Here is a 25,367-nt window from a genome sequence, read left to right on the forward strand (position 1 = left end):
GGTCCCCGCCGTGCGCGGCGGCGAGCGATACCCCGAAGCGCGCGAGGGTCTCCCGCGCCTCGGGAAGTTCGTGGGTCCGCGCGCGCTCGCGCGGCTCCGGCTTGACGGACCGCGCGGCGGCCACGGCGACCGGCCGCATCGGCGCGGGCAGCGCCCGCGTGAGCTTGCGGAGGGCGGAGCGGAGCTCGGGCGAGGACGGGGCCTGCGCGGTGGCCGCGAAGAGCGCCTCCGTCTCGCCGGCCGTCAGCCCGGTCAGGTCGGTACGGGCTCCGCCGACGAGCTGCCATCCGCCGCCCCGGCCGCGCTGGGAGTAGACGGGGACGCCGGACGAGGCCAGCGCCTCCAGGTCGCGTCGCGCCGTGCGCTCGGAGACCTCCAGTTCCCGCGCCACCTCGCGCGCCGTGACCTGTCCCCGCTCCTGGAGGAGCAGGAGCGTCGCCACCAGTCGATCCGCCTTCATTTCACATCTTTTTCGGTAAGAGGCCACAAGATGACCTGTTTTGCGGTAAAGATGACGGTCATGACTTCTTCTTCCGTCACCTCCGCCTCTTCCTCCACGGCCGCCGACGACCCGCGCCTGGGCCTGTTCAAGGCCCTCGACCTGGTCGGCGACACGCTCGCGGCGATCCGCCCCGAGCAGTACGACACCGTCACCCCGTGTCCCGAGTTCACGGTCCGCGCCATGGCCAATCACCTCGTCTCGGTCCTGCGCCGGCTGACCGTCATGGGCGCGGGCGGCTCGTTCATGAGCGTTCCGCACCTCGCCGAGGACGTCGCCGACGGCGACTGGGCCGAGGCCCTGGCCGCCTCCCGCAAGGAGTTCGACGCGGTGTGGACCGACGACGCCGTGCTCGGCCGCGAGATCGCTCTGCCCTGGGGCCCCGTCCCCGGCGCGGTCGCGGCGGTGATCTACACCAACGAGTTCGTGCTGCACGCCTGGGACGTGGTGAAGGCGACCGGCCAGAGCCCCGAGTGGGACGCCGCGATGCTCGCCGCCCCGCTCGCCGTCATGAAGCAGGCCGTCCCCGCCGAACCCCGCGGCGGCCACGTGCCGTTCGGTCCCGTCGTCGAGGTTCCCGACGACGCTCCCGCCATCGACCGGCTCGTGGGCTGGTACGGGCGTCGCCCCTGAGCCGCCGGCGGCGGCTCCGGGCTCCGGGCTCCGGGCCGGCCTGACGCCGGCCCGGTGGCCCGGGCCCGCCGCCCGGGCCGCCGTCAGGCCCGCACGGCCTCGACGATGCTGCACAGGCCCCCGCCGGGCAGGACGCGGGACAGCTTCAGACCGACGCGGGCGAAGAGCTCGGCGTACTGGGCCTCGCTGCGCTGGACCCCGTCCGCGTGCGCCATCATGTTGAGGTCCATCAGCTTCACGGTCAGCGCCTCGGCGCCGTCCGGCGGCATCACGGCCTCGACGAGCAGCACCCGGGCGTCGTCCGTCATCGCCTTGCGGATCCCGCCGAGGATGAGCTCCGCCTTGTCGTCCTCCCAGTTGTGCAGGACGTTCACCACCACGTAGGCGTCACCGCCCTCGGGGACCGAGGCGAGGAAGTCGCCGCCCGCCACCTCGACGCGGTCGCTCACGCCGGCCTTCTCGAACTCCTCGCCGGCGCCCGCGACGACCTCGGGCTGGTCGAACAGCACCCCGCGGACGCCCGGGTTGGCCGCCAGGATCGCCGCGAGGAACTGGCCGTGGCCGCCGCCGATGTCGACGACCTTGCGGAAGCCGCTGAAGTCGTACGACGCCACGGCGGGGGCGGTCACCTGGGACGAGGTGTCCGTCATCGCCCGGTCGAAGAGCGCGTTGACCTCGGGGTGCTCCAGCATGTACTCCCAGACCGGCTTGCCGTGCACCGACTCGAAGACGGAACGGCCCGTGCGGACCGAGTCGGCGAGGCCGGTCCAGGTGTAACGCTCCGCGGCGGTGTTCACCCAGCGGGCGAAGTTGCGCATCGAGTCGGGGGCGTCGCTGCGCAGGGCGTTGCCGACCTCGGTGAGGGCGAACACCCGGCCCTCGGTCTCCTCGAAGAGGCCGAGGTCGGCCGTGGCGCGCAGCAGCCGGTACAGGTTGGTGGTGTCGACGTCGAGTTCCTTCGCCAGCCGGTCGACGTCGCTGGGCCCCTGGTCCAGGACGTCGGCCACGCCGAGCTCGGCGACCGCGCTGACGGCGGCGGCGACCCAGCTCGACATCGCGAGCTGGAGGACGCGGGCGGAGGGAGGGATCTGGGCGGTGGCGGACTGCACTTCGGTCACGGCCTTTCGTTGGGATTCTGGGGAAGCGGGCCCCCGGGGCGCCGGCCCCCGGAGGGAGCCGGCGCCGCCGGGGCGGCGGTCAGACCGCGCCGACCGACTGGGGGAAGGTGAAGAGGCGGTACGGGTCGTACTTCTTCTTGACCGTGACCAGGCGGGCGTAGTTGTCGCCGTAGTAGGACTGCTTCCAGTCCGTCAGCGCCGGGTCCATGTAGTTCACGTACGTCCCGCCGTTGGAGTACGGGTCGATCGTGTGGAAGGCCGTGTCGGCCCAGCTCTGGGCGTTCGCCTTGTTCGCCGTGGTCGCGACGGTCGCGTTGGCGATGGTCGAGCGGTAGCTGATGCAGTAGAGCGTGTCGCGGTGCGGGTAGGCGGTGGCGCTGGCCGCGATGTCGTTGGCCGCGCCGCCGAACCAGTGGATCTCCAGGGTGCGCATCTGGCCGGCCGAACGCTGCCCGTCGAAGGCGGCCATGACCTCGGCCCAGCCGCTGGCCGGGAGCGGATCGGTCACCATGCGCATCCGCTCCACGCCGTAGGCGTTGCGGCCCAGCTGCCCGGTGGTGGACTTCTCGGAGCGGCGGCAGGCGTCCTGGCTCAGGCTGCCGCAGCCGAAGATGTTCATCATCAGGTCGCGGTAGGAGACCGTCATGTCGTGCCGGCCGACCGGCTGGCCGGTCATGGCGAGCAGTCGCGAGGTCTCGGCGGCCAGCTCGGCGGAGGTGCCCCGCGAGACCAGGGTGACCGTGGTGGTGGGCACGTTGCCCGGCGCGGCGTCCGGCAGCGTGATGTAGGTGCCGCCGGTGATGGTGCGCGGGGCGTCGACCAGCCAGCGGGTGGAGGCGTCGAGCACCTCGGCGGAGCGCTCGTACGGGAAGAAGAGGTACGACACCAGCAGGTCGCCGACGACGTGGTGCTTGAGCGTGTACGAGGTGACGATGCCGAAGTTGCCGCCGCCACCGCCCCGGATCGCCCAGAACAGGTCGCAGTTCTCCGTCTCCGACGCGGTGACGGTCCGGCCGTCGGCCAGCACCACCCGGGCGGAGCGCACGGAGTCGCAGCCCACGCCCAGGGAGCGGGTCATGAAGCTGAGGCCGCCGCCCTGGAGGAAGCCGCCGGCCGCGACCGTGGGACAGCCGCCGCTGCTGAGCGCGTACCCCTGGTCGGCGAGGGTGTTGAGCACGTCGACGTTGAGGGCGCCGGGGCCGATCGTGACGGTGCTCGCGCCCACCGATATGGAGTCCATCCGGGAGACGTCGATGACGAGACCGGTGGAGGTGGAGACGCCCGCGTAGTTGTGGCCGCCGCTGCGGACGGCGAACGGCAGGCGCTTGTACTTCGCGTACTCGAGGGCCGTGGCCACGTCGGACTCGTTGACGCAGTACGCGATGGCCTTCGGGTTGATCACGTCGTACTGGGCCAGTTCGAGCTGCTTGGCGACCGGGTACTCGGCGTGGGACGGCAGCACCAGGTCGCCGTCCATCATCGCGGCGAGCGTTCCCCAGGTGGCGTCGGTGCCCGCCACGGCGGCTTCCGCGATCCCCGCCACCGGCGGGACCTGCGTCAGGACGGCGGCGGCGCCCAGTCCGCCGACGGCCGTGCCCAGGACTTTTCTACGGCTGATCATGTGGAGTCCAGATGTCCGTTCGTGTGAGGTGACAGGTCGGCCGCGCTCAGGAGACCTTGCGGCCGCGCAGGCCCTGCTTGACGGAGCCGGCCAGGAACGAGCGCCCGAGATCGCGCATCTCCTTGGGGCCGGTCGTGTTCGCCCACCACATGAACTTCATCATGGTGGGGGTGGTCGCCCGGTAGAAGCGGTGGTCCTCCGGGTCCTTCCAGCCGAAGGGGGTGTTGACGGACTCGCAGTCGCGGATCGCCTCGAAGACGATGTCCGCGGCCTTGTCGCCGTCGATCTCCCCCGCCTCGTACCGCTCGCAGGTCGTGACCGTGAGCTCGAAGAGGTGCTTGAAGGCGTGGCTGTCCGGCCACCACAGGCCCGTGTAGGGGGAGTCCTCCATCTCCTTGAAGTGACGGTCGTCGCCGTCGATCTCGAAGTTCTGGCGCGCCCTGATCTGGCGCATGGTCGCGGGCGTGGTGAAGCAGGCCCAGACCCGGAAGACCGCGTTCCACAGCCGGAAGTGGCTGAAGGAGATGTACGAGGCGTTGACGATCTTGTCGTTGTGGTCGAGGAGCCCCTGCTCCAGGCGCTCGACGTACTCGAAGCGCTCCGCGGAGAAGTCGTCTTCCTTCAGGGCGTCGAGGAGCCGCCAGGCGAGCGCGTCCACGACCTCGAAGGTGTTGGACAGGCCGCGCGAGTACAGCGGGTCGACGAAGCCGGCGGCGTGCGACATCAGGCACCAGCGGTCGCCGACGGTCTTCTTGGAGGAGTACTGGATGCGGTCGGCGGTGTTGACCCACTCGCGGATCCGGCTGGCACCCTCGAACTGCCGCTTCACGGCGGGGAACTTGTCGAGGTAGTGCTGGAACTCCTGCTCCGGCGTCATGTCCGCCGGCTTCGGGTAGAGCCGCTCGTCGAACGTCAGGCCGACGCTGCAGACCGGGTTCTTGGAGTCCTTGTAGTTGTCGAACGGGATGATCCAGAACCATCCGCGCTCGATGAGGTGGTGCAGCGTCCCGCCGTGGAAGGGGGACTCGGCCGGCGGCCGGAGCGCCTCGGGGTAGTTGCACACGTCGTCGTACGGCTTGATGCCCACGTAGTGGGTGAACATCGAGCGGGCGTGGTGCTTGAGCCGGGACGGGCTCTCCCGCAGGTCGAACTTCTGGGCCAGCGGGGAGCGGAAGCCGCTCGCGTCGATCAGGTACTTGGCCCGGAAGACCTCGCCGCTCTTGCCCGTGACCGTGACGCCGTCGTCGTCGAAGTCGATGTCGGTCGCCCACCAGTTCTGGCGGATGGTGCAGCCGTACTTGGCGGCGACGTTCAGGTAGTACGAGTCCGTGTCCTGGCGGTACAGGTGGACGGCCTCGGTGAGCATCTTGGGGATGACGAACATGGTCGCCTCCCGCGGATCCGGCTCGCGGTTCTCGCGGTGCGTCACGAAGCCGAAGCTCTGCTTGCGGCCGTGGTGCGGGCCCATGTGCTCGGTGATCGCCTTGACGTCGAGCATGTGCTTGATCTCGGGCACGTCGTAGCGGACGGCCAGGATGTGGAGCCACTCGACGAGCTGCGGGTTCTGCGACTCGCCGACGGCGAACCGGGGGTGCTGGCCCGCGTCGATCAGGGTGACGTCGACCCCCTGCCGCGCCAGGATCGAGCCCATGATCGAGCCGGCGAGGCCCGATCCGAGGATCAGGACGTCGGTCTCGGTCCACTCACCGGCCCCGGGGGCCGCGTTCTGCTTCTCGGTCTTGCTGGGCAAGACGGCACTCTCCTTTTCCGGGTTGCTCGGGTGTCCTGGGACCGCGTTCAGGAGCGGGGCTCGCCGAACCACTGCGCGAGGGCGCCGGTCAGCCCCTCGACGGAGCCCGCGGCGCTCGCCCAGGTGATGTAGCCGTCGGGGCGCACCAGGAGGTTCGCGGCGGGCGCGCCGGCCTCGGGACGGCGGGCGGTGACGATGTCGACCCGGTCCGCCCACGGAGCGGCCGCCTCGCGCAGCGCGGCGTCGTCGAACATGTCGAGCAGCACCGGACGGCCGGTGTGCAGCAGCTCGTGGGTGGTCGTCTCGGCCTCGTCGACGACCAGGGCCTGCTCCGGCAGACGGCGGCCGAGGAGCGGGTGGCCGCCGGGGGCGGCGCCGTAGGTGATGTCGAGACCGGTGACGAGGCCGACGAGGTGGTGGCGTACCGCCTCGATGCGCACGAGCTCGCCGAAGAGGTCGCGCAGCGGCTGGGCCTCGGGGCCGCCGAGGTAGAGGGTGCGCTGCGCCAGGGTGTTGGTGATGACGCGGGCACCGACCGGGTGGCGCTCGGCGTGGTACGTGTCGAGCAGGCCCTCGGGGGCGTGGCCCTTGATCTCGGCGGCGAGCTTCCAGCCGAGGTTGATCACGTCGCCGACGCCGGCGCTGATGCCCTGGGCGCCGATCGGCATGTGGATGTGGGCGGCGTCGCCGGCCAGGAAGACGCGGCCCTTGCGGTACTCGGCGGCCTGGCGGCTGGCGTCGGTGAAGTAGCTGGTCCAGAGCGGCTTGGCGGCGCTGATGTCCTCGCCGGTGACGCGCTGGAAGGAGGCGGCGACCTCCTCGAAGGTGGGCGGCTCCTGGCTGGCACGGACGCCGGCGCCGCGCTCGAAGACGACGACGCGGGTGGCGTGCGGGCCGAGCGGGAGCACGACGACCATGCCGGCCTCGCTGATCTCGCCGGTCGGGCGCAGGCGCACCGGGACGCCGGCCACGTCCGCCATCTGCATCTCGATGGTGGGGTTGTAGCCGGGGAAGTCGATGCCGGTCAGCTTGCGCACGGTGGAGCGGGCGCCGTCGGCGCCCACCAGGTAGCGGCCGCGGAGCGTCGTGGTGCCCTCGGGGCCGGAGACCTCGACGCTGACGCCGTCCTCGTCCTGGGTCAGTCCGACGACCTCCTGGCCGCGGCGGATCTCGGCGCCCAGGCCGACGGCCCACTTGGCGAGGATGGCCTCGGTCCGGGACTGCGGAACGCCGCGGACGCCGAAGTTGCCGCCCTCGACGATGGTGTAGTCGAGGGGAAGTCCTCCGAAGTGCCCGCCGGGCATGGACTCCATCGCACCGAATTCGCCGAGGAGACCGCGCTGGCTGAATTCTTCGAGAGTGCGGGCCGAGAATCCCAGAGCACGGGACTGCTGCATCGGCTCTTCGAGCCGGTCGACCGCGATGACGGAAATTCCCTGGAGTCGGAGCTCTCCGGCGAGCATGAGGCCCGAAGGGCCCGTGCCGGCAATGATCACATCGGCGTTGTACGCGTCCATATTCCCTCTCCCGCAGGCTTTTCCCTCAGTATTCCGGGGTGGCGACGGAAGCTGAACGGCCGCAGATACAGGACTCTGACAAGTTCGTCAGGGATGTGGCGGGAGGGGGCGCGCGGAGCGCGCGAGAGGGTGCCGGCGGCGAACTCCGGCACCCTCTGGGGTCTTTCAGTCGAGCCCGAGCACGCGATCGACGGCGATCTCGATCACGGCGAGGCCCGGTGGCTGCGGGGGCGGCGACCAGTAGCGCCGGGTGTAGCGGCGGACGCCTTCCTGGAGCCGCTCGGGGTCGGTGGAGACCGCCGCCACCCCCTCCAGCGTGATCCAGCGCATTCCGGCCACCTGGCAGATGGCGGCGCGGGCGCCGTCCGCCGACAGGTTGCGCACCTTCTGGCGGGTGGCGACGGTCATGACCCGCACCAGGCCCGTCGTGGCGTCCCAGGTGAACCGCACGGGCGCGGCGTGGGGGGAGCCGTCCCCGCGGACGGTGGTGAGGGTGCCCACGTGGTTCTCCGTGAGGAACGCCTCGGTGGCGGGGTCCAGGACTAAGGGCGACCGTTGTGGTCGTGGCACGGACATGCGACTCCAAAGGGTGGACGTGTCGGACGGTGGGCGGGGAGAGCCGGGCGAACGCGCGGTTTCCGGAAGCTACCACCGTCGATATAGTGAGTACCTAGAGGAAAGTGACTTCCCGAAAGGTGACCGCCGTGCTGAGGAGCCCCGCCGACACCCCCGGAGCAGAGCAGGCGTGCCCGATCGCTCCGGTCCTGGACATCGTCTTCAGCCGCTGGACCACGCCGATCCTGTGGACGCTCCACGCCTACGGCGTGCAGCGCTTCGTGGAGCTGCACCGGAACATCGGCACCATCACGCCCAAGGTGCTGACCCAGCGGCTGCGCCAGATGGAGCGGGACGGCCTGGTCCTGCGCACCTACTACCCGGAGGTGCCGCCGCGCGTGGAGTACGAGATCAGCGACCTGGGCCGGAGCCTGGCGCCGCTGTTCGCCGCGCTCGCCGACTGGTCGACCGAGCACCTGCCCGCCGTGGAGCGGGCGCGGCAGGCGTTCGACGGGGCGGAGCACCCGGTCACCGTCGGCTGAGCCGCCCGCCGCGCGCGGGTCAGCGCCGGCCGGAGGCCACCGGCTCCCCGAGCTCGCGCATGGAGCCCTGGAAGAAGACCAGCGGCTCCTCCTCCTCGGCCGGGGCGGCGAGCCCGACGACCTCGCCGAGGAGGATGGTGTGGTCGCCGCCGTCGTACTCGGCGGCCACCCGGCACTCCAGGTGCCCGAGGGCCTCGCTCAGGACGGGGAGCCCGTTGCCGGTCCTGTGGTGCGGCGTCTCGTCGAGCCGGGCGGTGGCCCGGCCGGCGAACGCCCAGGCCACCGGCGCCTGCCGGAGCGTCAGGAGGTTCACGACGAATCCGCCGGAGCTCCGGATCACGGGCAGCAGCCGGGAGTTCTCGTGCAGGCAGATGAGCACCAGCGGCGGATCGAGCGACACCGACGTGAAGGAGTTCACCGTGGCGCCGGCGCCCTCGTCGCCGAGGCCGGAGGTGATGACGGTGACACCGGTGGCGAAGTTGCCGCAGACGGTGCGCAGTTGACGGCCTTCGATCGGAGCGGCCGGCCGGAGCGCGGCGGGCGTAACGCTGGTCATGGCTTCCCTCTCATCAAGTGCGGAGCCGGCCGAGGCCGGCGGGTTCGGCGGTTTTCGGCGCGGGGTCGTCCTGCTCCGGCGCGGGCTCGTCCCGGTCCGGCTCCTGGGCCGTCCGGCGGCTGAGCAGCGGGCCGGCCATGGCGGTCGTGACGAGGGCCATGATCACCAGCATGGTGAACATGCGGCCGTCGAGGACGCCCAGGCTGACGGCGGCGTTGAGGATGATCAGCTCGGTGAGGCCGCGGGTGTTCATCAGCAGCCCGAGGTCCTTGGTGTCCCGCCAGGACATGCCGGCGAGCCGCGCGGGCACGAGGGCGCCGACGAGCTTCCCGACGCAGGCGACGGTGATGATCGCGACGAGCGCCACGACGTCGCCGCCGGTCAGCGCGCCGAGGTCGACGCCGAGGCCGGTGACGATGAAGAAGACCGGGAGCAGCACCGTGCTCACGTTGTCGATCGGCTTGCGGACGTGCTCGATCAGCAGCCGGGCCGGCTCGCGGGGCATGACGAAGCCGAAGAGGAAGGCGCCGAAGATGGCGTGGATGCCGATCCAGGTCGTCACCCAGGCCGAGAGCAGCGCGCCCGCGCAGAGCAGCGAGAGCAGCAGGGACCAGCGCTCGGTGGCGGCGAGCCGCCAGGTCAGGCGGGCGGCCAGCGGTCGGACGACCAGCAGCATCAGCGCCACGTAGACCACGCTGAGCGCGCCGATCCGGGCGAGTTCGGCGTAGTTGCCGTCCGCGGCGACCAGTGCCGAGACGTAGGCGAGCAGACACCAGGCGAGGACGTCGTCGATGGCGGCGCTGGCGAGGGAGAGCGCTCCGACGCGGGTGTTGACGAGGTTGTTCTCGGTCAGGATCCGGGCGAGCACCGGGAAGGCGGTGACCGACATGGCGGCGCCGAGGAAGGTGGCGAAGGCGGTGAACGGGATCTCGTGCCCGCCGACCGTCGCGTGCTCCGGGTAGAGCGGGAAGGCCAGGGCGTAGCCGAGGCCGAAGGCCATCGCGATCGAGGACACCGAGACGCCGGCGGCGAGCTTCGCGTGCGGTCTGATCAGCCGCCGCTCGAACTCCCACCCCACGACGAACATGAAGAGGATCAGGCCCACCTGGGAGACGGCCGAGAGCAGCGGCCGCACGTCGAGCGGGAAGAGCCGCTCCGTGAGGCCGCCGGGCAGCAGGCCCAGGACGCTGGGGCCGAGCAGGATGCCGGCGGTGATCTCGCCCACGACGGCGGGCTGGCGCAGCCGTCGCGCGACCCGGCCGAGCAGGGCTCCGGCGACCAGCACGACGGCGATGTCGGCCAGCATCACGGCCACCTGCATCTCCCGCGGGTTCACCGCGGCGAGCAGCGTCATCGGGGCTCCTGGGCGCCGGGCGGGGTACCCCGGGTCCACAGCACGCGCAGGGACAGGGAGGCGAGCCGCCAGCCCTCGGCGGTGCGGCGCGCGCGTGCGGTCGCCAGGGTGCCGGCCCGGAACAGCGGATCGGCCGCCGCGCCGGGGTGGTGCACATGGGTGGCGAGCACGTTGGCGCGCAGCACGGCGTGGTCGCCGTCGTCCTCGATGTCGGTCACGACCGACGAGCCGAGGTGCTGGGTCCCGGCGAAGGCCGCGCGGGCGTGGAGGTGGAAGGCGGCGAGGCCGTCGATTCCGTCGTGCCGGCTCATCGGGAAGTCGATGTGCGCGTCCTCGGTGAAGAGCCTGCGCGCCCAGGCGTCGTCGATCTCCTCGTCGTCGAGAGAAACGAGATACCGGCTCAGGAGGCCGCTGATCTCAAATACTTCCTGTCCTGAATCCATTGTTCGAGGATGCGCAGGATTTCCCGGGCCGCCAAGGGCTCTTTTCATCTTCCTGACCAAGACCGCGAAGAACTGTGACACCTCCCCCTGGTTCTTGGCGAATCAGCCGCAAAGCTTGAACTCGAAGGCCTTCAATTCGTGTTCCGGCCTTGCAATGCTTCTGCCGTATCGAACTTCCGCCGATGAAGGAGACGAGAGAATGCCGAAGATCGCGGCCGACGGCCAGCATCTGACGGTCCTCAACCTGTTCACGACCGACACCGCGGAGAAGCAGGAGAAGCTGCTCGCCGCGATGCGGCAGATCGTCGACGCCGCGGCGTACGAGGGCTGGATCTCCAGCACGGTCCACGCCGGGCACGACAAGTTCGGCACGGCCAACTTCATCCAGTGGCGCAGCACCGAGGACCTGGACGCCCGCTACGCGGGCGACGAGTTCAAGCACCGCACCCTGCCGCTCTTCGGTGAGATCACCACCTCGATCCGGCTGCTCCAGAACGAGATCGCGTTCACCCAGCAGAAGCCCGCCCTGAACGGCGTCACCGAGGTCTCCCCGACCCGCGACGACTACACGGCGATCGAGCTGTTCGGCGTGGCGGAGGCCGAGCAGGAGGACCTGGTCGACGCCCTGGGCGCCTCGCAGGAGTACCTCCTCGACGTTCCCGGTTACCGGACCCACACCGTGCTGCGCGGCCTGAAGGCCCGTGGCATCGAGGGCAAGTTCGTCGTCGTCTACTCCCAGTGGGACAGCAAGGAGGCGTACGACGCCTTCCGCGCCGAGGCGCAGGCGGACCGCGTGCCGGACCGCCTGAAGGTGGACGCCCGCGTCCAGGCCCTGCGGACCTGGTACGACGACAACACCTACCGGGTGCTGCACACGCGCTCCGCGGGCGAGTGACCTCTCCCCCACCAGCCGGCCGCTGTCAGGGTTTCCCCCACCCTGCCGGCGGCCTTCGCGTATCCGAAGCGGGGGCGCCGCGCGCGCCCACCGCGCAGCAAGGCAAGGAGCTGACCGCAGTTGGACTTTCAGCGCCCGCTTTCTCCGTTCGGTTTCGGGAGGGAGGTGCTGGACGTCTGGCTGCTGCCGCCTCCCGAATCTCCCCGGGACGTGCCCGGCCATGAGCTCGACGCCGTCGAGCGGCGCAGGGCCGAGTCCTTCCTCCAGCCCGCCGACCGCCGTATGTACCTCGCGGCGCACGTCGGGCTGCGCCGGGTCCTCGCCCTCTACACCGGCATCGCGCCCGCCCGCCTCGTCATCGCGGGCGAACTGCACAAGGGCGACGGGGGCCGGCACGGGCGGCCCCGGGTGCTGCGCGTGCCCGGCGCCCCCCAGTTCTCCCTGTCGCACAGCCACGGCCTGGCGCTGGCCGCCGTCGCCCACGCCCGGGTGGGGGCCGACGTCCAGCGGATCCCCTCGGACTCGACGGTGGAGGCCTGTCTTCCGGCGCTCCATCCCGACGAGCGCGAGGAGCTCCTGGCCGTGCCCGCGCACGCGCGGGCGGCCGTGTTCGGCCGGCTGTGGACCCGCAAGGAGGCCTATCTGAAGGGCCTGGGCACCGGTCTCAACCGGGCACCGAGTCTGGACTACCTCGGCGACGGCGAACCGTCCGGCCGGCCGGACGGCTGGCTCGTGGGCAACCTTCCCCTGTGCGAGGGGCACGTCGGCGCGGTGGCGCTGCGGGGCTCGGGGAACTGGCAGGTCGCCATGCGGGCGGTGCCGGCCGCGTACCTGTACGCCGCGGACGCCCGGAGCGCCGTGCGCGGCATCGGCGGGATCGAACCCGGCTTCCGCACGGTGCTGCGGGACCGGTCGGCGGCGCCCCGCGAGGAGTGACCCGCCGGACACACCGAAGGGCCGCGGAGTCGGTTTCGACTCCGCGGCCCTTCGGTGTGTCCGGCGGCCTGCGGTCAGGCGGCGCCGCGCCAGCTGCGCGGCCCCTCGAAGCCCGTCACCCGCTCCGGCCGCCGCCACCGGGCGACCGTCTGGGCCCGGCGCGCCACGTCGTCGGGGGCGGCGCCGGCAAGGAGCGACCGGGACAGCAGGACGGCCGTCAGGGCGGCGAGCTCCTCGGGCGTCGCGGAGCCTGCCTCGAGCCGGAACAGCGGCGCGCCGGTGGTGGGGTGTTCCGCGGTCATCGTGTCTCCTGGGCTCACTGGGGCGGGTTGCCGTGCTTGCGGCTCGGCAGGTCGGTGTGCTTGTGGAGGAGCATGGCGAGGGAGCGGGCGAGGACCTCGCGGGTCTGCCGCGGGTCGATGACGTCGTCGACCAGGCCGCGCTCGGCGGCGTAGTACGGGTGGACCAGCTCGCGGCGGTACTGGTCGATCTTCTCCTGCCGCATGGCGTCGGGGTCGTCGGCGGCCGCGATCTCGCGGCGGAAGACGACGTTGGCCGCGCCCTCCGCGCCCATGACCGCGATCTCGTTCGTCGGCCAGGCCAGCGCCACGTCCGCGCCGATGGAGCGCGAGTCCATCACGATGTAGGCGCCGCCGTACGCCTTGCGCAGCACCACGGAGACCCGGGGCACCGTCGCGTTGCAGTAGGCGTAGAGCAGCTTCGCGCCCCTGCGGATGATGCCCTCGTGCTCCTGGTCGACGCCGGGCAGGAAGCCGGGCACGTCCACCAGGGTGACGAGCGGGATGTTGAAGGCGTCGCAGAACTGGACGAAGCGCGCGCCCTTCTCGGAGGCCTTGATGTCGAGGACGCCCGCCATGGCGGCCGGCTGGTTGGCGACGACGCCGACGGTGTGTCCGTCGACGCGGGCCAGACCGACCACGATGTTCTGCGCCCAGGTGGCGTGCACCTCCATGAACTCGCCGTCGTCCACGACCTCTTCGATGACGGCGCGGATGTCGTACGAGCGGCTGCCGTCGACCGGCACCAGGTCGAGCAGGCTGTCGCCGGGGCGGTCCACGGGGTCGCCGGTGTGGGCGACGGGCGGCAGCTCACGGTTGTTCTGCGGGAGCATCGACAGGAGGTAGCGGACCTCCGCGATGCAGCTCTCCTCGTCGTCGTACACGAAGTGCGCGACGCCCGAGGTCCCGGCGTGGACGTCGGCGCCGCCGAGGCCGTTCTGGCTGATCTCCTCGCCGGTGACCGCCTTGACGACGTCAGGACCGGTGATGAACATCTGCGAGATGTCCCGCACGGCGAAGACGAAGTCGGTCAGCGCGGGGCTGTAGGCGGCGCCGCCGGCGCACGGGCCGAGCATCACCGAGATCTGCGGGATGACGCCCGACGCCTTGGTGTTGCGCCGGAAGATGCCGCCGTAGCCGGCGAGGGCGGAGACGCCCTCCTGGATGCGGGCGCCGGCGCCGTCGTTCAGGGAGACCAGGGGCGCGCCGGCTGCGATGGCCATGTCCATGATCTTGTGGATCTTCGTGGCGTGGGCCTCGCCCAGGGCGCCGCCGAAGACGCGGAAGTCGTGGGCGTAGACGAAGACCGTACGGCCCTCGACCGTGCCCCAGCCGGTCACGACGCCGTCGCCGTACGGCTTCTTCGCCTCCAGGCCGAAGCCGGTGGCGCGGTGCCGGCGCAGCGGCTCCACCTCGCTGAAGCTGCCCTTGTCGAGCAGGAGGGCGATGCGCTCATGGGCCGTCAGCTTGCCCTTGGCGTGCTGGCGTTCGGTGGCCCGGGGGTCCCCGCCGTCCCGTGCGGCGGTCTTTCGTTCGGCCAACTCGTCGAGGCGTACGGTGAGTTCGTCGGCAGCCGCGATCGACATCTGCGGTGCTCCTTGTCTGCTAGGCCCTAGCGGTGGATGGATGACGGCTGTTCGTCGTGGGGTCCGGTCGCCTCGGCGAGGCGCTCGGCCACCTCGCCGACCGTGCTCGCCCGCAGCACCTCCGCGGGCACCTCGGTGCGCAGGACGGTGCGGATCGCGCGCTCCAGGCTGAGCGCGTTGATCGCGTCGAGGCCCTGGGAGCCCAGCGGGAGGTCGGCGGAGAGCCGGTGCGCCGGGGGGACCGCGAGCAGGCGCTGGAGTTCGAGGCGCAGCAGGTGGCAGATCGCGGCGACGCGTTCCTCCCTGGGCAGACGGCGCAGTCCCTCCACGTCCCGGAGGCGTTCGAGCCCGTGCGGGGCGGGTGCTTCGGCGGTGGTCATGGTGTCCTTCCTGTCGCGGATGGAGCGGGGGCGGCCGGGTCCGGGGCGGGCTCGGGAGCGGCCCCGGACCCGGCATGGCGCCGGCGGACCAGGGCCGGGGCCAGCACGGCGAGGCCGGCCGCCAGGGAGACGAGCCCTCCGAGGTACAGGCCCGAGCGGGCGCCGTACCGCGCGGACAGCCAGCCGACGAGGAGCGCGCCCAGCGGGGTGAGGCCCTGGAGGACCAGCGTGTACAGCGCCATCGTCCGGCCGCGGTACTCGGGCGCGCTGCCCAGCTGGACGTAGTGGTTGGCGGCCTGGACGAAGTAGATGCCGGCGGCCCCGGTCAGGCCGACGAGCACGGCGGCGGTCACGTAGTCGGGGGCGAACCCGGCGACCGTCTCCAGGGCGCCGAAGGCGACCGCGGAGCCGGTGACGAGCAGGGCCGCCGGACGGCCGCTGCGGGTCGTGGCGAGCAGCGCGCCGCACAGCGAACCGGCGGCGTACGCGGCGCTGAGCAGCCCGAACGCGGAGGCGTCGGCGTGGAAGACGGTCTTGGCGAGCAGCGGCAGCGTGAGCTGGAAGTTGAAGCCGGCGAGGCCGACCGTCCCGACCAGCACCAGCGGCACCAGCAGATCCGGCCGCCCCCGCACGTAGCGCAGCCCGTCGACGACCTTCGCCGCCCGCGCGGACCGCGCGGAACGGACGAGCTCCCCGGGCCGCATGAGGCACAGGGCCGCCACCGTGGCCGGGTAGCTCAGCGCGTTGACCAGCATCACCGGGCCGACGCCGGTCCAGGCGATGAGCAGCCCCGCCGCGGCGGGCCCGACCATGCGGGCCGTGCTGAAGTAGGCGGCGCTCAGGGAGGAGGCGTTCGGCAGCAGATCGGGGCCGACCAGCTCGCTGACGAACGCCATGCGGGCGGGCACCTCGACGGCGTTGACGAGCCCGAGGCACAGCGCGGCCGCGTAGACGTGCCACAGCCGCACGGCGCCCGACATCACCAGGACCGACAGGGCCAGGGCGAGCAGCCCGGCCGCCGAGTTGGCGACGCCGAGCAGCCACCGCTTGTCGTACCGGTCGGCGAGCCGGCCGCCGTACAGCGTGAACAGGAGCAGCGGGGTCAGCTGGAAGGCGGTCACGGTGCCGAGCGCCGTCCCCGAGTCCCCGGTCAGGGACAGCACGAGCCAGTCCTGGGCCGTCACCATCATCCAGGTGCCCGCGGCCGAGACCACCTGGCCCGCCACGAAGAGCCGGAAGTTGCGGACGGCCAGGGACCGGAAGGGAGCAGGAAACGTCTTCCCCATCGTTCAGCAGGCCGCGGCCACGGCCGGACCGGGGGCCACGGCCGGACCCGCGGCCCGGCGGGCCAGGCAGTCCTCGAAGAACCCGAACGCCCGCAGGTGGTACGCGCGGGCGGCCCAGCCCAGGCTGATGTTGTGGCCGGCGTCGGGCTGGCCGTCGACCCGGACGAGCGGCGCCGCCGTGAACTGCGCGGTGAGGTCGGCGCGGGCCTCCTCGTCGTGGTGCCACCAGAACTCGTGCTCGGCGAAGGTCAGCCGGACCGGGACGCGGACCCGCCCGGCCGCCGACGCGAACCGCCGCGGCCACTGGGCGGCCTCCGCCCGCTCCCGCTCGGGCATGGGCGCCACCAGGCCCCTCGCCTGCCGGAAGGTGTCCGGCGGATAGCAGCGCAGCGGACCCCAGTGCCGCTTCGAGTTCCGCTGCGCCAGCGGGTCGGCGAGCGCCTCCGGCTCGGTCGCGTAGTCGCGGCCGAGACCGGAGATGTCCACTCCGAGCAGTTCGGGGGCGGCCGGGCCGGGCGCGTCGGCGTCGGACGCGGCGTAGGTCAGCGCCAGCTTGCCCCCGAAGGAGTGGGCGAGCAGGAACAGCCCGGCGCCGAGAGCGCCGCGCTGCCCGAGGTGGGCCAGGGCGGCCCGCAGCGTCGCCGCCTGAGCGGCCAGGTCCTGGCCGCTCGGCAGCTCCGCGGCGGACAGCCCGTACCCCGGCCGGTCGACGGCGACGACCGTGTAGCCGAGCCGCGCGCCCAGGGCGAGCAGCGACACGTCGGGGTGCGCCTGCCCGTCGAAGTAGCCGGCGCTCATCCCGCCGCCGTGCACGGCGAGGACCGTGGCCCTCGGCGGCCCGTCCGGCCGGGCGACGAGCGCCGACAGGGTCCTGCCGCCCGCCTGGAGGACGATCGGGCGCACTCCCGGGGACATCGGGCGCGCCGTGGGTTCCGGCCGTACGCCGGTCGCGCGGAGGGTGCTCATCCGTGGTCCGGGGTGCCGAGCCACTGGTCCATGGCCTCCTTGAGGCCCGTGACGTCGGCGCCGTCCTCGGTGGCGGGGACGCCGAACCAGCGGCGCAGGGCCGCGTCGAGACCGGTCCCGTCGGAGCCCGCCCAGGCGACGTACCCGTCGGGGCGGACCAGGATCGCGGTGGCGCCGCCGAAGGCCGCCGGGTCCTGCGGCGTGCCCTCGACCGTGACGACCCGGTCCTTCCAGCCGGCCGCGAGGTCGCGCAGGGCGCCGGTGCCGGTTCCGGACAGGTCGAGCAGCACGCCCAGGGCCGGGTGGAACAGTTCGGGCGTCCGCACCTCTCCCTGCGCGGTGTCGAGGGCGCGCGGCGGCAGCCGGTGGCCGGCGAGCGGGTGGCCGTCCGGGCCGAGGTCGTAGTGGACGTCGAGGTGGCTGACCGCGCCGGCCAGGTGCCGCTTGACCTCGTCGTGCTCGATGAGCTCGGCGAACAGGTCCCGCAGCGGCTGGGACTCGGGACCGCCGAGGAAGACCTGCCCCTGGGCGCGGGTGTTCGACAGGAGGCGCTCGCCCACCGGGTGGCGCTCGCCGTGGTAGGTGTCGAGGAGGCCCTCGGGCGCCCGGCCGCGGACGGTGGCGGCCAGCTTCCAGCCGAGGTTGACCGCGTCCTGGACGCCGGTGCTCAGGCCCTGGCCGCCGGCCGGCAGGTGGATGTGCGCGGCGTCGCCCACGAGCAGCACGCGGCCCCGGCGGTACTCGGTGACCTGGCGGGTGGCGTCGGTGAAGGAGCTGACCCAGGCGGCGCCGCCACCGGAGATGTCCTCGCCGGTGAGCCGCTTCCAGGCCTCCGCGACCTCGGCGAACTCGGGGGTCTCGCTGCGGTCGGCGGGCGGGGTGCCGTGCTCGCAGACGATGATGCGGTCCACGCCCTCCGCGAGCGGCGCGGCCATCACCATGCCGCCGGGGAGGCGCTCGCCCAGGGGGCGGGGCGGCACGGCGCAGCCGACGACGTCGGCGAGGTACATGCCCCGGGTGGCGGAGGTGCCGGGGAAGTCGAATCCGCCGGCCTTGCGGACCGCGCTGTGCCCGCCGTCGGCGCCGACCAGGTACCGGCCGCGCAGCCGCGTTTCCTCGCCGTCGGCGCCGGCCACGGTGACCGTGACGCCGTCCTCGTCCTGCTCCAGGGCGAGGAACCGCAGGCCGCGGCGGATGTCGGCGCCGCGCTCGGCGGCCCACTCCTCCAGGACCGCCTCGGTCTGGGACTGCGGGATGCCGCGGGCGCCGAAGTGGGCGTCCTCGCGGACCGTGTAGTCGAACACCACGCCGCCGAAGTGCCCCATCGGGCTGGTCTCCAGGCCGCCGAAGCGCTCGACGAGACCGCGCTGGTCGAAGGACTCCAGGGCGCGGGCGGTGAAGCCCAGGCCGCGCGACTGGCCGGTGGGCTGCTCCAGGGCCTCGACGACGACGACGCTCGCCCCGCCGAGCCGCAGCTCGCCCGCCAGCATCAGGCCGGTGGGACCGCCACCGACGACGATGACGTCCGCGTCCGTTTTCCTGTCCATGAATTTCCTTTCCTGGCGTGCGGGGCACGCGTCGGGTGGCCGGTCGTTCGGCTCGGACTCTCAGGCGGTGGGCCGGCTCCCGAACCAGCGGTCGAGCGCCTCGCGCAGACCGCCGGCGTCGTCGCCGGTCCAGGCGGTGTGGCCGTCCGGACGCACGAGGACCGCCTGGTCCTCGGGGAGTCCGGATCCGGGCGCGGGCCGGGCGTCGACGACGTCGACCTCCTCGCCCCACGGCAGGGCCGCCTCGGCGAGCGTCCGGGCGCCGGCCGTGGCGGGGAGCAGCAGGAGCCCGCGGCCCCCGCGCAGCAGTTCGGTGGTGCGTACGGCTCCGTCGGGCGCGGTCAGCACGGTGTCGGGCAGCCGCAGTCCGACCAGCGGGGACGCCTCGGGCGCGGCGTCGTAGCGGATGCCGACGCCGCTGATCATCCCGGCCAGGTGCTCCCGCACGCCGTCGAGGGCGACGAGTTCGGTGAGCAGGGCGCGGACGGGCTCGACCTCCGGTCCGCCGAGCAGCAGGTCGCCCTGGGCCCGGATGTTGGCGAGGGTGCGGGCGCCGACGGCGTGCCGTTCGTCGTGGTAGGTGTCGAGCAGGGTCTCGCCGGCGCTGCCGCGGACCACGGCGGCGAGCTTCCAGCCGAGGTTGAAGGCGTCCTGCACGCCGAGGTTGAGGGCCTGGCCCCCGCTGGGCATCTGCCGGTGCGCGGCGTCTCCCGCGTACAGCACCCGCCCGTGCCGGTACCGGGCGAGCTGCCGGTTGGCGTCGTGGAAGGCGTTGACCCAGGTCGGCGTCCCGTGGCCGATGGACTCGCCGGTGACGCGCCGCCACGCGGCGACGACGTCGGCGAACTCCGGCTGTCCTCCCCCGGGCCGGACGGGCCGCCCGAACTCGTGGACCATGACGCGGGTGACGCCGCCCCGGGTGGCGGCGATGGCGAGGCCCCGCTCCAGGCGCTGGAAGCGCCGGTCGGGGATGTCGAGGCCGCGCACATCGGCCCGCAGCAGCTCGCGGCGCGGTTCCCGGCCGGGGAACTCCGCCCCGGTCAGCCGCCGCACCGTGCTGTCCTCGCCGTCGCACGCCACCAGGTAGCGGGCGCGCACCCGCAGGGATCCGCCCGGACCCTCGGCCGCCGCCTCCACGCCGTCCGGCCGGGCCGTCACCTCGTGCACCCGGTGCCGGCGCCGCACGTCGGCGCCGAGCTCGGCGGCCCGGTCGCCGAGCAGTTCCTCGGTGCGCGTCTGGTCGACCTTCCACTGCCCGGCGTGGGGGCCGGGCAGGGTCAGGTCGAGCGGTACGCCGCCGAAGTGGCCGCGGGCGTCGCGGGGCGGGGTGCCGAGGGCGGCGAGGAGTCCCCGGGAGTCGAGGATCTCCATGGTGCGGGCGTGCAGCGTCGAGGCACGGGACTCGGTGGTCGGCCCCGTCCGCTCGTCGAGCACGAGCACCCGGGCGCCGCCGAGCCTGAGCTCGCAGGCGAGCATCAGTCCGGCGGGCCCCGCCCCGACCACCACGACGTCCGTGTCCTGGCGGTCGGTCGTCACGGCCGGCGCTTGCTCTCTGCGAACGCCTTGGCGTGGTTGAGGGTGGCCAGGCTGTTGGTGGACAGCGCGGTGTGGACGTACGACCGGGCGTCGTCGACGGTGGCCTCGGCGCCGAGGACGGCGGCGATGTTGTCGGCGTTGAGGGTGACGGTGTGCTGGGAGGTCGCGACGACGGAGGTGCCGTCGTCCACGAAGGTCCAGCGGCCGGTGTGCAGGGTCATCAGCGCGGGCAGCGTGACCTGCTTGTAGGCGATCTTCGCGTGGGGGAAGGTGACCCGGTACGACTTGGTGGTGTGCACCGAGCCGTCCTTGGCGCGGGTGTCCATCTCCAGGCTCTGCAGGCCGGGGGTGTCCTCCGAGAAGCGGACGGTCGCCACGTGCGGCAGGCGCTCCGGCCACCGGTCGGCCTCGTCGATGAAGGCGAAGACGTCCTTGGCCTCGCCGTCGACGCGGACCGAGTCCTCGAAGGAGAAGGTCAGCTCCCGTGCGCCGTGGACGAGTTCGACGTTCTTCTTGAGGGCCGCGAGCTCCGAGCGGCTGTTGCGGTCAACCGCCTCGTCGATCCAGAGCAGGTCGTGCGGGTCGTCGTCGATGGCGCGGTAGTCGTGCAGCAGCCGCACCCGGCACTCGTCCTCGCCGAGCGACTCGATGATCCAGGTGCCGCCCATCGAGGCGACCGGCGCCGGGCTGACCTCCTGGCGGAAGGTGATGCGCAGCTCCTCCGGGAAGAGCTCCCGGCGGGAGGTCCAGTTCTTGGCCTCGCCGTTGGCCGTGGCCCAGATGCGGATCCGCTCCTGGGTGGGGCTCTCCTCGACGCGGTCGACGTGGATGGTCGGCGGGAAGATGAGGGGCCAGTTCTCCACCTCCGCGAGCAGCCGGTAGACCGCCGGCGCGGGCGCGGCGATGGTGATGTGGTGCTCAACCTCACGGGTCGTCATGACGGCTTCGTTCTCCAGGGGTTCGGTGCGGGCGGGGCCGGTCAGAAGTTGCCGAGGCCGCCGCAGACGTTGATGGCCTGCGCGGTGACGGAGGCGGCGGTGTCCGAGGCGAGGTAGGCGACCATGCCGGCGACCTCCTCCGGGGTGGAGTAGCGGCCGAGCGGGATCTTGGACTGGAACTTCTCCAGGATCGCGTCCTCGGTGGTGTCGTACGCGGCGGCGTAGCCCTGCCGGACGCGCTCGGCCATCGGGGTCTCGACGTAGCCGGGGCAGACCGCGTTCACGGTGATGCCGGTGGGGGCCAGCTCGTTGCCGAGGGCCTTGGTGAAGCCGACGACGCCGTGCTTGGAGGCGGAGTACGGGGCGCCCAGGACGACGCCCTGCTTGCCGGCGGTGGAGGCGATGTTGATGATGCGGCCGCGGTTCTTGTGGCGCATGCCTCCGGTGTTGAGGACCTCCTTCGTCAGCCGGAAGACGCTGTTGAGGTTGGTGTCGATGACGTCGGCCCACAGCTCGTCCGCGATGTCGGCCGTGACGCCGCCGCCGGACCGCCCGGCGTTGTTGACGAGGACGTCCACGCTGCCGAAGCGGTCGACGGCGGCCTGGACGAAGGCGGCGGCGGAGGCGGAGTCCCGCACGTCGAGGACGCTGCCGTCGGCCTCGAACCCGGCGGCCTGGAGGTCCTTCACCGTGGCCGCCACGGTGTCGGCGTTGCGGGCGCCGATGAAGACGCGGTGGCCGTCGGCGGCCAGGGCTCGGGCGGCGGCCAGTCCGATGCCGCTGGTGGCGCCCGTGATCAGGGCGACCCGGTTGTGCTGCGTAGACATGTTTCCTCTTCGGGGATCCGGCGGTGACGGTGGACAGCGGTCACGGTGGACAGCGGTGCGGCCGACAGCGGTGCGGTCGACCGCGGTGACGGTCGACCGCGGTGGCGGCGGCGACCGTGGACGGCGGGCGGGCCGGGCTCAACCGATCGCCCGGCCCGCAGGGTGCGCGGAGGCTCAGGCGGCCTGCTGGACGGCGCCGAGCGCCTCGTTGACGGCGGCGATGAGCGCGCGCGGGGTCTGGGCGTCGGCCAGCAGGTCCTCGTCGAGGGTGACGCCGTACTCGCGCTCGATGCGGCTGCCGGTCTCCAGGAGCGCCAGCGACTCGTAGCCGAGGCTCTCGAAGTGGACGTCGAGGATGTCGCCGTCGAGGTCGACGCCCTCGTCGGCACCGGCGGCCTCGAGGAGAACGCGGCGCAGGTCGTCCAGGGTGAAAGGCGCAGTGGACACGTGGGTTCCTTCCGGATGGGGAGATCGGTCGAACCGGTCGCCGGGCGACCGGGGGTGGGACGGGCGCCGGTGTCAGCCGGCGGCGCGGACGACGACGGCCGAGTTGAAGCCGCCGTACCCGCGGGCCAGGACCAGCGCGGCGCGCAGCGGGGCCTGCCGCGGCTGGTCGACGACCAGGTCGAGGCCGTAGCTCTCGTCCGCGGTGACGTGGACGGTCGGAGGGATCAGCCCCTCCTCGAAGGCGAGCAGCGCGGACGCGATGTCGAGCGGGCCCGCGCCCGAGTAGAGGCGGCCCGTCATCGTCTTGGGCGCGGTGACCGGGACGCCCCCGGCACCGAAGACGGCGGTGAGCGCCTCCGCCTCGGTCCGGTCGAGCTCCGGGACGCCGGCCGCGTCGGCGAAGACGACGTCGATGTCACCGGGGGTCAGGTCCGCGTCGGCGAGGGCCAGTTCGATGGCCTTGCGCAGACCGGGCTCACGGCCGCTGCCCGGCTTCGGGTCGAAGGTGGAACCGTAGCCGGAGATCTCGCCGTAGACGCGCGCTCCGCGCTCGCGGGCGGACTCGGCCGACTCCATGATCAGGATGGCGCCGCCCTCGCCCGGCACGTAGCCGGAGGCCTCGGCGTCGAAGGGCAGGTACGCCCGGGTCGGCTCGGTGCTGTGGGTCAGCCGGCCGGCGGCCTGCTGCGCCACCCAGCCCCACGGGCAGATCGAGGCGTCGATCGAGCCGGAGACGACCACGGGGGTGCCCTTGCGGATGAGCCTGCGGCCGTGGGCCACCGCGTCGAGGCCGCCGGCCTCGTCGCTGACGATGACGCCGCTGGGGCCCTTCATCCCGTTGCGGATGGAGATCTGGCCGCTGTTGACGGCGTAGAACCAGGCGAACGACTGGTACGCGGAGACGTACTGGCTGCCCTGGCCCCACAGCTTCTGCAGCTCGTTCTGGCCGAACTCGAAGCCGCCGGAGGAGCTGGCCGTGACCACGCCCATGTCGTAGGCGGGCAGGGCGGCGGGGTCGATGCCCGCGTCCTGGAGCGCCCAGTCGGTGGCGACCAGCGCCATCCGGGTCATCCGGTCGGTCTGCGGGAGCAGCCGGCTCGGCAGGTGGTCCTCGGCGACGAAGCCCGGGACCTCTCCGGCCAGCGTGGACGGGTAGGAGGACGGATCGAAGCGGGTGACGCGGCCGATGCCGTTCTTGCCGTTGCGGGTCGCCTCCCAGTACTCCCGCGTCCCGAGCCCGTTGGGAGCGGCGATGCCCAGGCCCGTCACTACCACCGAGGTGGTCATGCCACACTCCTCTCGGGTCGCGCCAGAACCATGGCGCTCTGGAATCCGCCGAAGCCGCTGCCCACGGTGAGCACGGCGTCGGTGAGCTGCTCCCGCGCGACCAGCGGGACGTAGTCGAGGTCGCACTCGGGGTCGGGGGTGTGCAGATTGGCCGTGGGCGGCACCACGTTGTGCTCCATGGCCAGCGCGGACGCGGCGATCTCGATGGAGCCGATCGCGCCGAGCGAGTGCCCGACCATCGACTTGATGGAGCTGACCGGGGTCCGGTACGCGTGCTCCCCGAGGCTGCGCTTGAAGGCGGCGGTCTCGTGCCGGTCGTTCTGCTTGGTGCCCGAACCGTGCGCGTTGATGTAGTCGATCGCGGTCGGGTTCATCCGGGCCTCGGTCAGGGCCGTGTCGATGGCCTCGGCCATCTCCGCGCCGTCCGGCCGCAGTCCGGTCATGTGGTACGCGTTGGAGCGCGTGGCGTAGCCGGCGATCTCCGCGTAGATGTGCGCGCCGCGCTTCCTGGCGTGCTCCAGCTCCTCCAGGACGAAGACGGCCGCGCCCTCGCCGAGCACGAAGCCGTTGCGCGTCCCGTCGAAGGGCCGGGAGGCGGTCTCGGGGGCGTCGAACCGGGGCGTCGTCGCCTTGATCGCGTCGAAGCAGGCCATGGTGATCGGGGAGATCGGCGCGTCGGACGAGCCCGCGATCATGACGTCGGTGGTGCCCTCGCGGATGAGCTCCACGGCGTGCCCGACGGAGTCGATGCCCGAGGTGCACCCGGTGGAGACCACCGTGCTGGGGCCCTGCGCGCCGGCGTCCCAGGCGACCTCGGCCGCGAAGGAGCTGGGCACCAGGTAGTTGTAGAGGTGCGGCACCGCGTACTCGTGGTCGACGAGGTGGAGCCGGCCGCCGTCGCTGACGACCTTGTACTCCTCGTCCAGGCCCATCGTGGCGCCGACGGCGCTGCCGATGGTCACCCCGACGCGGTACGGGTCGTACGCCTGCAGCTCGATCCCGCTGTCGGCCACGGCGCCGCGCGCGGCGACCACCGCGAACTGGGCGGCGCGGTCCATGCGGCGGATCTCGTGCGGCGTCAGACCGTGGGCCTCGGGGTCGAAGTCCATCTCGGCGGCGACCTTCGAGCGGTACGGCGCGGGGTCGAAGAACGTGATGCCGCGGGTGGCCGTCCGGCCCTCGCTCAGCAGGTTCCAGAAGTTCTCCCGGCCCACGCCGCCGGGGGCCAGGACCTCGATGCCGGTGATGACAACTCGTCGGCCGGTCACGCGGACGCCTCCCAGTGGTAGAAGCGCGTGGCCATCGCGTCGGCGGGCGAGCGCCAGGTCTTCGGGTCGTACGCGGTGATGAACGGCTTCAGGTCCTCGCTGATCGCCACGAACCGCGAGTCGGTCTTGGCCTCCTCGATCCGTTCGCCGCCGTTGTCCGCGTCGAAGTCCTGAAGGTGGAAGTACAGTCCTCGATAGTGGAACAGCTGCCGACGGCGCGTCCCCATGCGATGCGGCATTTCCGTGTCGTCGAATTCGCCGAAAAGCTTGGCGACGTCCACATTCGCTGCCGGGTCCATTCGCGCGACGATCAACGTGCTGTGCATTTTCCCCTCTTCCTTTCGCACCCGCTAGACTCCCGAAAGAATTTAAGACAAGTATCCGGGTCGCCTGGATCGGTTTTCAACAGCCCGAATGTCAGGGCAGTGTCATATTCGTCAACCGGCCGACCGGAAATTCGCGTGCCGGTCGGCGTCTCACGGTTTCCCGTCAGGCCTTGATGTCGCAGATGCCGGCGCCGGAGGTGACGGACGCGCCGACCTCGGCGTTGAGTCCGGTCACGGTGCCGGACTTGTGGGCGT

At 72.4% G+C, this 25,367-nt stretch carries 25 protein-coding genes and 1 pseudogene; 4 read left to right on the plus strand and 22 right to left on the minus strand.

Annotated features, from left to right (window positions below; all coding sequences use genetic code 11):
- Positions 1 to 106 precede the first annotated feature (106 nt).
- Positions 107 to 460, minus strand: a pseudogene (locus ABZ621_RS16850) (HTH domain-containing protein); the annotation flags it as partial.
- Positions 461 to 520: 60 nt separating this feature from the next.
- Here ABZ621_RS16850 and ABZ621_RS16855 point away from each other — a divergent pair.
- Positions 521 to 1,132, plus strand: a complete 612-nt coding sequence (locus ABZ621_RS16855) for a TIGR03086 family metal-binding protein (protein WP_360605069.1) — start codon at positions 521 to 523, stop codon at positions 1,130 to 1,132.
- An 83-nt stretch (positions 1,133 to 1,215) separates the two neighbouring features.
- Here the strand turns inward: ABZ621_RS16855 and ABZ621_RS16860 are convergent, their stop codons facing one another.
- The 5 genes from ABZ621_RS16860 to ABZ621_RS16880 form a co-directional block, all read right to left on the minus strand.
- Positions 1,216 to 2,250 carry a methyltransferase gene (locus ABZ621_RS16860; RefSeq protein WP_360605071.1) on the minus strand — a complete coding sequence of 345 codons (1,035 nt, stop codon included), beginning with the start codon at positions 2,248 to 2,250 and terminating at the stop codon, positions 1,216 to 1,218.
- A gap of 79 nt (positions 2,251 to 2,329) precedes the next feature.
- Positions 2,330 to 3,871 carry an FAD-dependent oxidoreductase gene (locus tag ABZ621_RS16865; protein ID WP_360605073.1) on the minus strand — a complete coding sequence of 514 codons (1,542 nt, stop codon included), beginning with the start codon at positions 3,869 to 3,871 and terminating at the stop codon, positions 2,330 to 2,332.
- A 46-nt stretch (positions 3,872 to 3,917) separates the two neighbouring features.
- Positions 3,918 to 5,621, minus strand: coding sequence for an FAD-dependent monooxygenase (locus ABZ621_RS16870; RefSeq protein WP_360605075.1), 1,704 nt, complete (start codon positions 5,619 to 5,621; stop codon positions 3,918 to 3,920).
- Between the two features lie 47 nt (positions 5,622 to 5,668).
- A complete protein-coding gene (locus ABZ621_RS16875; protein ID WP_360605077.1) occupies positions 5,669 to 7,138 on the minus strand; it encodes an FAD-dependent monooxygenase in 1,470 nt (489 codons plus the stop codon).
- A gap of 165 nt (positions 7,139 to 7,303) precedes the next feature.
- Positions 7,304 to 7,714, minus strand: a complete 411-nt coding sequence (locus ABZ621_RS16880; RefSeq protein WP_360605079.1) for a TIGR03618 family F420-dependent PPOX class oxidoreductase — start codon at positions 7,712 to 7,714, stop codon at positions 7,304 to 7,306.
- 104 nt (positions 7,715 to 7,818) lie between these two features.
- Between ABZ621_RS16880 and ABZ621_RS16885 the strand changes: the two genes are divergently transcribed.
- Positions 7,819 to 8,235, plus strand: a complete 417-nt coding sequence (locus ABZ621_RS16885; RefSeq protein WP_360605081.1) for a helix-turn-helix domain-containing protein — start codon at positions 7,819 to 7,821, stop codon at positions 8,233 to 8,235.
- Positions 8,236 to 8,254: 19 nt separating this feature from the next.
- On the opposite strand, the gene ABZ621_RS16890 is transcribed toward ABZ621_RS16885, so the two are convergent.
- The 3 genes from ABZ621_RS16890 to ABZ621_RS16900 are packed head-to-tail and all read right to left on the minus strand — an operon-like array spanning position 8,255 to position 10,588.
- Positions 8,255 to 8,791 carry a flavin reductase family protein gene (locus ABZ621_RS16890; RefSeq protein ID WP_360605083.1) on the minus strand — a complete coding sequence of 179 codons (537 nt, stop codon included), beginning with the start codon at positions 8,789 to 8,791 and terminating at the stop codon, positions 8,255 to 8,257.
- 13 nt (positions 8,792 to 8,804) lie between these two features.
- On the minus strand, positions 8,805 to 10,145 hold the full coding sequence (locus ABZ621_RS16895; RefSeq protein ID WP_360605085.1) for a cation:proton antiporter: 1,341 nt from the start codon (positions 10,143 to 10,145) through the stop codon (positions 8,805 to 8,807).
- Entirely contained in the window at positions 10,142 to 10,588 is a 447-nt protein-coding gene (locus ABZ621_RS16900) for a nuclear transport factor 2 family protein (RefSeq protein WP_360605087.1), read from the minus strand. Before ABZ621_RS16900 ends, ABZ621_RS16895 begins: the two co-directional genes overlap by 4 nt.
- Positions 10,589 to 10,787: 199 nt before the next feature.
- Between ABZ621_RS16900 and ABZ621_RS16905 the strand changes: the two genes are divergently transcribed.
- Positions 10,788 to 11,483, plus strand: a complete 696-nt coding sequence (locus ABZ621_RS16905) for an antibiotic biosynthesis monooxygenase family protein (RefSeq protein ID WP_360605089.1) — start codon at positions 10,788 to 10,790, stop codon at positions 11,481 to 11,483.
- Positions 11,484 to 11,648: 165 nt separating this feature from the next.
- Positions 11,649 to 12,419: a 4'-phosphopantetheinyl transferase superfamily protein gene (locus tag ABZ621_RS16910; RefSeq protein ID WP_360605091.1), complete on the plus strand. Its 771-nt coding sequence runs from the start codon at positions 11,649 to 11,651 to the stop codon at positions 12,417 to 12,419.
- Between the two features lie 74 nt (positions 12,420 to 12,493).
- On the opposite strand, the gene ABZ621_RS16915 is transcribed toward ABZ621_RS16910, so the two are convergent.
- The 13 genes from ABZ621_RS16915 to ABZ621_RS16975 all read right to left on the minus strand — a co-directional run bounded on the left by ABZ621_RS16915 (position 12,494) and on the right by ABZ621_RS16975 (position 25,112).
- Positions 12,494 to 12,721: an acyl-CoA carboxylase subunit epsilon gene (locus tag ABZ621_RS16915; RefSeq protein WP_360605093.1), complete on the minus strand. Its 228-nt coding sequence runs from the start codon at positions 12,719 to 12,721 to the stop codon at positions 12,494 to 12,496.
- 14 nt (positions 12,722 to 12,735) lie between these two features.
- Complete coding sequence (locus ABZ621_RS16920; RefSeq protein WP_360605095.1) at positions 12,736 to 14,304, minus strand: acyl-CoA carboxylase subunit beta; 1,569 nt, start codon at positions 14,302 to 14,304, stop codon at positions 12,736 to 12,738.
- Positions 14,305 to 14,330: 26 nt separating this feature from the next.
- A complete protein-coding gene (locus ABZ621_RS16925) occupies positions 14,331 to 14,684 on the minus strand; it encodes an acyl carrier protein (RefSeq protein ID WP_360605097.1) in 354 nt (117 codons plus the stop codon).
- Positions 14,681 to 15,970, minus strand: a complete 1,290-nt coding sequence (locus ABZ621_RS16930) for an MFS transporter (RefSeq protein WP_360605099.1) — start codon at positions 15,968 to 15,970, stop codon at positions 14,681 to 14,683. The genes ABZ621_RS16925 and ABZ621_RS16930 overlap by 4 nt, the downstream gene beginning before the upstream one ends.
- A gap of 3 nt (positions 15,971 to 15,973) precedes the next feature.
- Complete coding sequence (locus ABZ621_RS16935; protein ID WP_360605127.1) at positions 15,974 to 16,885, minus strand: alpha/beta fold hydrolase; 912 nt, start codon at positions 16,883 to 16,885, stop codon at positions 15,974 to 15,976.
- A gap of 47 nt (positions 16,886 to 16,932) precedes the next feature.
- Positions 16,933 to 18,483, minus strand: a complete 1,551-nt coding sequence (locus tag ABZ621_RS16940; protein WP_360605101.1) for an FAD-dependent monooxygenase — start codon at positions 18,481 to 18,483, stop codon at positions 16,933 to 16,935.
- Between the two features lie 60 nt (positions 18,484 to 18,543).
- Complete coding sequence (locus tag ABZ621_RS16945) at positions 18,544 to 20,019, minus strand: FAD-dependent monooxygenase (protein ID WP_360605103.1); 1,476 nt, start codon at positions 20,017 to 20,019, stop codon at positions 18,544 to 18,546.
- Positions 20,016 to 20,957, minus strand: coding sequence for an aromatase/cyclase (locus ABZ621_RS16950; RefSeq protein WP_360605105.1), 942 nt, complete (start codon positions 20,955 to 20,957; stop codon positions 20,016 to 20,018). Before ABZ621_RS16950 ends, ABZ621_RS16945 begins: the two co-directional genes overlap by 4 nt.
- A gap of 41 nt (positions 20,958 to 20,998) precedes the next feature.
- Positions 20,999 to 21,784, minus strand: coding sequence for a 3-oxoacyl-ACP reductase FabG (fabG, locus tag ABZ621_RS16955; protein WP_360605107.1), 786 nt, complete (start codon positions 21,782 to 21,784; stop codon positions 20,999 to 21,001).
- 174 nt (positions 21,785 to 21,958) lie between these two features.
- Positions 21,959 to 22,231 carry an acyl carrier protein gene (locus ABZ621_RS16960; RefSeq protein ID WP_360605109.1) on the minus strand — a complete coding sequence of 91 codons (273 nt, stop codon included), beginning with the start codon at positions 22,229 to 22,231 and terminating at the stop codon, positions 21,959 to 21,961.
- 72 nt (positions 22,232 to 22,303) lie between these two features.
- Positions 22,304 to 23,518, minus strand: coding sequence for a ketosynthase chain-length factor (locus ABZ621_RS16965; protein ID WP_360605111.1), 1,215 nt, complete (start codon positions 23,516 to 23,518; stop codon positions 22,304 to 22,306).
- Positions 23,515 to 24,786 (minus strand): beta-ketoacyl-[acyl-carrier-protein] synthase family protein, encoded by a 1,272-nt coding sequence (locus tag ABZ621_RS16970; RefSeq protein ID WP_360605113.1) that lies wholly within the window; start codon positions 24,784 to 24,786, stop codon positions 23,515 to 23,517. The genes ABZ621_RS16965 and ABZ621_RS16970 overlap by 4 nt, the downstream gene beginning before the upstream one ends.
- Positions 24,783 to 25,112 (minus strand): TcmI family type II polyketide cyclase, encoded by a 330-nt coding sequence (locus tag ABZ621_RS16975; protein WP_360605115.1) that lies wholly within the window; start codon positions 25,110 to 25,112, stop codon positions 24,783 to 24,785. Before ABZ621_RS16975 ends, ABZ621_RS16970 begins: the two co-directional genes overlap by 4 nt.
- Between the last annotated feature and the right edge of the window lie 255 nt (positions 25,113 to 25,367).

Source organism: Streptomyces sp. NPDC007863, assembly GCF_040633895.1.
Taxonomy (GTDB): Bacteria; Actinomycetota; Actinomycetes; order Streptomycetales; family Streptomycetaceae; genus Streptomyces.